Source organism: Bacteroides oleiciplenus YIT 12058 (genome assembly GCF_000315485.1).
Lineage (GTDB): Bacteria > Bacteroidota > Bacteroidia > Bacteroidales > Bacteroidaceae > Bacteroides > Bacteroides oleiciplenus.
In genome coordinates this window covers 1,477,914-1,485,607 of record NZ_JH992940.1, presented here as the reverse complement: position 1 = coordinate 1,485,607, position 7,694 = coordinate 1,477,914, and the positions used below count along the sequence as shown (strand labels likewise).

Below are 7,694 nucleotides of genomic sequence, written 5' to 3'. Positions count from 1 at the left end.
TTATCCGGGCACGTATCCTTATACTTACTGCGGGGGAGACCCGATGAATAGGGTGGATCCGACGGGGGAAGATTATTGGAGTACGAGTGATCCGAATGCCATTTATGAGTTCTGGAAGCATTATAACGAGAACAAGGGTATAAGCGGATATGGCTTTGATGGCTGGTACCAAATGTCGAACAAGGAGTTTCTTGCAGCTTATGAGGCGTATGGGGCAGATGCTCTGACTTACAATGACCAGACTGCTACACTGTATTCTTATGAAGGTAAGGTTGAGAATGGGCAGGTTGTGATTTATGGAAGCCATATAAAGCTGAAGCAATCTTTCTATCTCCCTGTTGAAAATAATGAGTACCTGATTACCGGAGAGCCTCCTTTGCCGGGACTTAGTGCATTTAAATGGGCTTCGTTGTGGAAATCAGTTAAGAGCTTGTTTAAGTTTGCCTCTGGAGCAAAAAATGCTGCGCCGGTTGTAAAAGCCTATACGAAATCTAGTTTGCAATTGGGACAAAAGATGCATAGTGCTTATCATGCTGGACAATATGGAAAGGAGTTTGTATTGCCAAGTGGTAAACGGATAGATTATTTGGATATTCAGAATGGTATTATATATGAATTGAAACCATATAATCCTCGTTCTGTAAAGCAAGGTTTGAGGCAACTTCAAATGTACTTGAATGAATTACAGACTCCTGCTGTTATTCAAAGACATCCAGAATTCAAAAATATTCAATGGAAAACTGTTCTAGATACTTATTAATTATGGATAGTAAAGAATTTAAGAAGAGATTTGGTAAAATAGCTAAATCTTATGGCTTTAAAAGTGCCTATGGAGGTTGGTATAAAGAAAACGACGAGTGCATATCTTTATTTTGGCTTCAAAAGTCAAGCTATGTTAATGAGTTTTATTTAAATTTGCGAGCTTATATCCAGGGGGCTTTTGACCGGCATTATTCTATTAATAAGGAAATAATGAAAAGCTCATTTGGGCATGTAATAGATCAGATTACGGGAAATTCAATATTTGATTTAGAGGATGTTACAATGAGTGATGAAGAAAGAACCAAGAGGTTAGAAGCTACTTTTAGTGATGTTATCGTTCCTTTTACTACACAAACTTTATCGAAGGTAGGCATCATAAAGATGTTTGAAGAAAAAAGGATATATTTGACTCCTGCAGTTCGAGAAGAACTGGGGATTGAGTAATTGTTCATTTCTCCGTTCAGTCGGATGTGTTGTCCGACTGAACGGAATATTGGTATTTTTAATCCTTCGTATTATCAAGTGATAAACGAATAAATTATTGGGATATTATTAATAAAAAAAATTATGAGCTAAAGCCATATAATCCTCGATCTATGAAGTAAGGACAAAAACAACTTCAGATGTATTTGCATGAATTACAAACAATGCCGGAGTTTCAAGGTTGGCAATGGACAACAGTTTTAGATACTTATTAATTATGGACAGTAAAGAATTTCGGAAAAGATTTGGTGAAATGGCTAAATCTTATGGCTTTAAGAGTGCCTTTGGTGGATGTTATAAAGAAAGTTCTGAATGCATATTCGTACTTCAACTACAAAAATCTAATTTTGGAGATTATTACGAATTGAATATAAAGACATACATACAAGGTACTTTTGGGAAAAAATATGCTCCTGACAAAGATACGATAAAGAAGTATATGGGGAATGTTTTCGATAGGCAGCCTAAGGAGTATTGTTCTCTTTTCAACTTTGATACTACCATGTCTGATGAGGACAGAATGCAGACATTAAAGAAGTTCTTTGATGATTTTGTTATCCCATACGAAGAGAAAGCTTTGTCTGTATCTGGTGTAAGAGAATTGGCCGATGAAGGACGTATTTTTTTAATTTCGACAGTTAAGGATGAATTGGATCGACTATATCCGGTAGGTTGATATTCTTGATCCATTGACCTTTAATACGCTAATCTAAATTTTTCCCTGTCTCTACAAAGAGGATTATTTGTAGTGACAGGGATTCAGATGATTGACCGTGACTTTAAGGTCTCAGATATTTTGGTAATTGTTAGAGGAGGAGCACTGACCGAGCTATAGGGAGATATGGATCGCAGATAAGGTATAGGAATAGGCTCTGTAAATTAATTTTGGTAATTGTGAAAACGAAAATAGAAATGATAAATCAGATTTTAGTGGAATGGGATCCTATTGGAGTTGGACCAGAATTAGCAATTGATGAATATCAAGGGTATATTCCAACAATTCTTCAATTTTGTTATGATAAGAAAAAACTAATGGCTTGTTTGCGTAATATCGCAATAAATGAAATGGGGTTAGAATGTGACTTAAATAATAAAAAATATAATAGTGATATTCAATTAATTTGTGATAGAATAATTCAAACGTATAATATATACCTTTGAAATAAATTTGTCTGTCCGTTCAGTTAGGATGTGTTGTCCGATTGCATCGAGTATTCTGATTTTTTTAATCTATTTAATCTGAAACTTCCTAGTCTTGGATATAATATTATAACAACAAGCTGGAATTTAGAACAAGAATATGGACCTTTTGCGTTATATCAGAAATATCAATGAAAAATGAAAATATAATATTATTGAGGGAATTTATAGAGAGTCAAGGAATAATGTGTGAAAGCTATCTAAGAGAGACAACTTTGTTAGAGCGTGACTTGAGAATTACGGGAAATGATGCTGTTGAATTTATTTTAGCTTTTGGTAAGAAATTTAATGTAGATGTTTCTAAGTTTAGATTAGACGAATATTTTGAAGCAGAAGGTATTTTAGGCCTTTTTTTCCCTTTTTTCTATAAATACATTAATTCTCCTTCAAAGAAAAAAATAACAATAAAGGAATTATTAGATGCAATGGAAAGTCATGTGTTGAATCCTAACGGCATGATGTGAAAAACGATGCTCTGTAAAATATCAGTAGAGGCAGGGATTATTTATTCTTTATGTATCTATAAATATGGGGGCGACCACTTGCACGATTACGGGCACTAACTGTTTCTTCTTCTGCTTCTTCTTCTGCTGCTGCTCTTCTTTTTACTTCAAGTAAGCGTTACTATTTTGATGATTTTGAGCGAAATATTAACACAGGAAATGGTGCAGTTACCGATTTAGATTATATCTTTGCCGATGGACGTTTGGTTGCTTTAGTCCGTACTTCCGGTGGTAGTAAAACCAGTTACGGAGTGCTGACCGACCGTCTGGGTTCTTTGATGTCGCTTTACAACAGTGGAGGTATCGTTCAGAAATTCTCTTATGATGCTTGGGGCAATCGCCGCCATTCGCTGACGGGAGTTGCTCTGAGTAGTGCGGAGCTTGCGGATGCTAATAGTATCACCAGTTGCGGATATACGGGTCACGAGCATATCGACGAGTTCGGGCTAATCAACATGAATGCCCGCATTTATGACTCTAAGATAGGCATGTTCATCAGCGTCGACCCTCAGGCTGGTAATTATCCGGGCACGTATCCTTATACTTACTGCGGGGGAGACCCGATGAATAGGGTGGATCCGACGGGGGAAGATTATTGGAGTACGAGTGATCCGAATGTCATTTATGAGTTCTGGAAGCATTATAACGAGAACAAGGGTATAAGCGGATATGGCTTTGATGGTTGGTACCAAATGTCGAACAAGGAGTTCCTTGCAGCTTATGAGGCGTATGGGGCAGATGCTCTGACTTACAATGACCAGACTGCTACGCTGTATTCTTATGAAGGTAAGGTTGAGAATGGGCAGGTTGTGATTTATGGGCATAAAATAGAGTTGTATAAAACTCTTTATCAGCCTATTGGGGAAAATGAACTTCAATCTACCGGAGAGCCTCCTTTGCCTGGACTTAGTGCGTTTAAATGGGTGTCACTATGGAAATCAGCAAAGAACTTGTTTAAAGCAAAAAGTGCAATTAGAAGTTTTAGAAGCATTATTACTTTTGGACAAAATGAAAACCAAGTATATCATACTTTTAGGCACATAGATCAACTCGGTTTGTCAAGAGATGTTGTTACTAAAACTATAATGAAAGATATTGCAAAAAAAACTACAGAAATAGTAGAGGGTAAACCTTTTAATCAAAGAATAGAGATCATGGGGCATAGGTTGCAATATACTGCTTATAAATTAGGTAATGGGAAAATTAATATAGGAAGAATCCATCAAATAGAATAAAATGAGGTGTCCAACAGCATTAGAAATCCAATTATTAGAAGAATTAGTATGTAGATCACATAATACTTTTCCTCTTAACTGGAAAAGTAATTTGTTAGTATCAGACTTGTCAGATGGAGGAATGGGAAGCCTTGCTTTGCATCCTCATGGAATAGATGATTACAAAGAACGTCATTATGGATCTCAAGCTAGCGATTGCTTATTTGATGACATTGATGGGATTGCAGTTGTAGCATCTTTATACTTAGACGAAAAAGGAGAGCTATATGAGCTTGATATATGGAAAACCAATTGGAATCCATTAATTGAAATTCCTATAACTTATAGGGATGTCTAGCCCATCTCGCTTAGTCGGATATGTTATCCAACTGTATTGACTATTCGGATTTTCAATCCGCTCATTTGAAATATCCCTGTCTCTTGCTATAAAATATCAGTAGAGGCAGGGATTATTTATTCTTCTTTTTAAGTAATTTTCTACTTGGGAGCTCGTATCTATTTCTTCGGTATCGGGTATTTTGATAATACAGCAAAGTTACATTCACTTACTATATCAAAACGATTGATATTAAGATAGTCGATAATATGATTATTATTGATAGCAAGGTGATAAATAAGACTTTTGCTGTTTTGGGCCTTTTTATAATATTAAAGATTACAGTGGATAGCAAAAGGGCAATTATGCTACCAATCAATGTCAGATAAAGTATGTATATTATACCTAAAATAGTCATGAGTTACGTATTATATGCACAATAAAGATAATTCTTTTTTTCTTATCGCAATAAATAAACTGCGGATATATACATAAAAAGAATCAAAGTGGTCCTTGTTTCAAAGAAAAATAGTATTTTTGAACAGAGTAAACAACTCTATAACTTTCAATAAAAAACCGACTATTATGATGGAAAAAACACTGGTTATTCTGAAACCATGTACTTTGCAGAGGGGACTGGTAGGTGAGATTACAAATAGGTTCGAACGCAAAGGCCTGCGTTTAGCAGGAATGAAGATGGTTCAATTGACGGACGAAGTACTCAATGAACATTATGCTCATTTAAGTGCAAAGCCATTCTTTCAGCGAGTGAAGGACTCGATGATGGCATGTCCGGTCATTGTGTGCTGCTTTGAAGGGGTAGATGCTGTTGAAGCGGTGAGGGCTTTGACTGGCGCTACCAATGGCAGAAAAGCAGCACCCGGAACCATTCGCGGAGATTACAGTATGAGTTTCCAGGAAAATATTGTCCATGCATCCGATTCGCCTGAAGCTGCCGAAGTGGAGCTGAAAAGATTCTTTGCCCCTGAAGAAATATTCGAGTATGAACAAGCCACTTTCGGTTTCCTTTACGCTAACGATGAATATTGATAGAAAAAAAACGTATTACTGAAAAAGTCTTTAATCCTTGTAGATTCGCCGGATAATGAAAGCGTTCGTCGATAATTTTTTCTTCTTCTTAGATAAAATGTTGCCGGAAACTATATAAATAGTATCTTTGCGCCGCAAATTTAATTAGTAATGCTGTGAATCTGGTTGTCGATATAGGAAATACAACGGCAAAGTTGGCGCTTTTTGATGGAACATTGCCGTTGGAAGTGGTGTATGATTCAAATAGCACATTAGAGCGTTTGCCTGATATTTGTAGTCGGTATGCTGTTGAAAAAGCGATTGTAGCAAGCGTCATAGATTTGAGTGAACGTGCCTTGGCGCAACTATCAAAACTCCCTGTGCCTGTGCTCTGGCTGAATGAAAAAACGCCTCTTCCGGTGGAAAATTTGTATGAAACTCCTGAAACGCTGGGATACGACCGTATGGCGGCAGTGGTAGGGGCAAATGAACAATTTCCCGACAGAGATATTCTGGTGATTGATGCCGGTACCTGCATTACGTATGAATTTGTTGATGCTTCAGGACGCTATCATGGCGGGAATATATCTCCCGGCATGCAGATGCGTTTCCGGGCACTTCACCAGTTTACAGGGCGATTGCCGCTGGTGCTGCGTGAAGGGCGTGAACTCCCCATGGGGAGGGATACTGACACTGCTATCCGTGCGGGAGTATTAAAAGGAATGGAATATGAAATTTCGGGTTACATAGTGGCTATGAAACATAAATATCCTGAACTTTTGGTTTTTTTAACGGGCGGGGATGATTTTTCTTTTGATACGAACTTAAAAAGTATCATCTTTGCAGACAGATTTTTAGTGTTGAAAGGATTAAATCGAATTTTAAACTATAATAATGACAAGATTTAGACAAACACTTTTGGTGCTTTTGCTCACGATATTATCTGGGGCGATGGTCGCTCAAAATAATACAAATTCTCCCTATACAAGATACGGATACGGACAGCTGGCAGACCAAGGGTCGGGTAATAGTAAGGCAATGGGCGGCATTGCTTATGGCTTACGTGATAAGTATCAGACCAACTTCGCGAATCCGGCATCCTATACAGCGGTCGATTCGTTGACCTTTATGTTTGACGGGGGTATTTCTATGCAGAACACCAACTTTAGTGATGGAGGCGTCAAGATGAATGCCAAAAACTCAAGTTTTGACTACATTACGATGCAGTTCCGTCTTTCCAAGTGGGGGGCTATGAGTATAGGATTGTTGCCTTATTCCAATATCGGATATAGCATGGGTAGCTATGTTGAAAATGAGAAGATTCCCGAGAAATCTTATATAAATACTTATTCCGGAGAAGGAGGGTTACACCAACTTTATTTAGGCGCAGGTTTTAAAATTCTTAAAAATCTTTCCGTTGGTGCGAATATTTCGTATCTTTGGGGGGATATCTCACATAGCCGTTACCAGACATTTCCGTCTGATGCGACTGTAATGCCGTTGACAACGGTTACCGGAATAGAGATTACAAGCTATAAACTTGATTTTGGCGCACAATATACACACCAATTTGGTAAGAAACATGCTGCCACTTTGGGGGTTGTCTTCTCGCCAGGACATAATTTGAGTAATGACTCATATGTACAGGAACAGCTTGGTAATCAGAATACTGGCTATAGCACAACGCAACGGGATACGGTATTGACGATGGGTATTCCTATGACTTTGGGGGCCGGTGTGACGTATGTATATGATGATCGACTGACGGTAGGTATGGATGTGATGTTCCAGAAATGGAATAGTGTGACATTCATGAATGATCCGGCTGCTTTCTGTAATCGTGCGAAGATTGCTTTGGGTGCGGAATATATACCTAACCAATTGGGTAGAAGTTATCTTGCACATATAAAATATCGTTTGGGGGCTTATTATTCCAAACCTTATTATAAAATAGACGGTGTGCGCGCTTCGAATGAATACGGGGTGACTGCCGGTTTCGGATTGCCTCTTCCACGTAGCCGTTCTGTGTTGAGCATCTCAGCACAATATGTGAGAACACAAGGCACAGAAGCCCGGTTTGTGAATGAGAATACATTGCGTGTCTGTATTGGCGTGACATTCAATGAACGTTGGTTCTGGAAGCGTAAGGTTGAATAAAAGAAGAAT

Annotated in this window: 9 protein-coding genes and 2 pseudogenes; all 11 read left to right on the top strand. The window is 38.0% G+C overall.

Features of this window, described 5'->3' with window-relative positions; translation table 11 throughout:
- Nucleotides 1-760, top strand: a pseudogene (locus HMPREF9447_RS27430) (hypothetical protein); the annotation flags it as partial.
- Between the two features lie 2 nt (nucleotides 761-762).
- Nucleotides 763-1,206, top strand: a complete 444-nt coding sequence (locus HMPREF9447_RS06470) for a DUF4304 domain-containing protein (protein WP_044137507.1) — start codon at nucleotides 763-765, stop codon at nucleotides 1,204-1,206.
- Nucleotides 1,207-1,283: 77 nt separating this feature from the next.
- Nucleotides 1,284-1,367, top strand: a pseudogene (locus tag HMPREF9447_RS29410) (hypothetical protein); the annotation flags it as partial.
- 95 nt (nucleotides 1,368-1,462) lie between these two features.
- Nucleotides 1,463-1,921, top strand: a complete 459-nt coding sequence (locus tag HMPREF9447_RS06465) for a DUF4304 domain-containing protein (RefSeq protein WP_148374783.1) — start codon at nucleotides 1,463-1,465, stop codon at nucleotides 1,919-1,921.
- A gap of 218 nt (nucleotides 1,922-2,139) precedes the next feature.
- Nucleotides 2,140-2,406, top strand: a complete 267-nt coding sequence (locus tag HMPREF9447_RS06460; RefSeq protein ID WP_009128896.1) for a hypothetical protein — start codon at nucleotides 2,140-2,142, stop codon at nucleotides 2,404-2,406.
- Nucleotides 2,407-2,576: 170 nt separating this feature from the next.
- The gene (locus tag HMPREF9447_RS27425; protein ID WP_009128895.1) at nucleotides 2,577-2,909 is read left to right on the top strand and encodes a DUF1493 family protein; all 333 of its coding nucleotides are present in this window, start codon (nucleotides 2,577-2,579) and stop codon (nucleotides 2,907-2,909) included.
- A gap of 242 nt (nucleotides 2,910-3,151) precedes the next feature.
- Nucleotides 3,152-4,183, top strand: coding sequence for an RHS repeat domain-containing protein (locus HMPREF9447_RS06450; protein WP_148374782.1), 1,032 nt, complete (start codon nucleotides 3,152-3,154; stop codon nucleotides 4,181-4,183).
- A 1-nt stretch (nucleotide 4,184) separates the two neighbouring features.
- Nucleotides 4,185-4,520: a DUF6984 family protein gene (locus tag HMPREF9447_RS06445; RefSeq protein ID WP_044137501.1), complete on the top strand. Its 336-nt coding sequence runs from the start codon at nucleotides 4,185-4,187 to the stop codon at nucleotides 4,518-4,520.
- Between the two features lie 564 nt (nucleotides 4,521-5,084).
- Nucleotides 5,085-5,549 (top strand): nucleoside-diphosphate kinase, encoded by a 465-nt coding sequence (ndk, locus tag HMPREF9447_RS06440; protein ID WP_009128892.1) that lies wholly within the window; start codon nucleotides 5,085-5,087, stop codon nucleotides 5,547-5,549.
- Between the two features lie 155 nt (nucleotides 5,550-5,704).
- Nucleotides 5,705-6,436: a type III pantothenate kinase gene (locus HMPREF9447_RS06435; protein WP_009128891.1), complete on the top strand. Its 732-nt coding sequence runs from the start codon at nucleotides 5,705-5,707 to the stop codon at nucleotides 6,434-6,436.
- Nucleotides 6,423-7,685, top strand: coding sequence for a PorV/PorQ family protein (locus HMPREF9447_RS06430; RefSeq protein WP_009128890.1), 1,263 nt, complete (start codon nucleotides 6,423-6,425; stop codon nucleotides 7,683-7,685). Before HMPREF9447_RS06435 ends, HMPREF9447_RS06430 begins: the two co-directional genes overlap by 14 nt.
- Nucleotides 7,686-7,694: the final 9 nt, after the last annotated feature.

What these genes read in the sequence shown, in the direction of transcription:
- HMPREF9447_RS06470 (WP_044137507.1), top strand. Translation starts at nt 763, where the DNA reads ATGGATAGTAAAGAATTTAAGAAGAGATTTGGTAAAATAGCTAAATCT.
- HMPREF9447_RS06465 (WP_148374783.1), top strand. Translation starts at nt 1,463, where the DNA reads ATGGACAGTAAAGAATTTCGGAAAAGATTTGGTGAAATGGCTAAATCT.
- HMPREF9447_RS27425 (WP_009128895.1), top strand. Translation starts at nt 2,577, where the DNA reads ATGAAAAATGAAAATATAATATTATTGAGGGAATTTATAGAGAGTCAA.
- HMPREF9447_RS06445 (WP_044137501.1), top strand. Translation starts at nt 4,185, where the DNA reads ATGAGGTGTCCAACAGCATTAGAAATCCAATTATTAGAAGAATTAGTA.
- ndk (WP_009128892.1), top strand. Translation starts at nt 5,085, where the DNA reads ATGATGGAAAAAACACTGGTTATTCTGAAACCATGTACTTTGCAGAGG.
- HMPREF9447_RS06430 (WP_009128890.1), top strand. Translation starts at nt 6,423, where the DNA reads ATGACAAGATTTAGACAAACACTTTTGGTGCTTTTGCTCACGATATTA.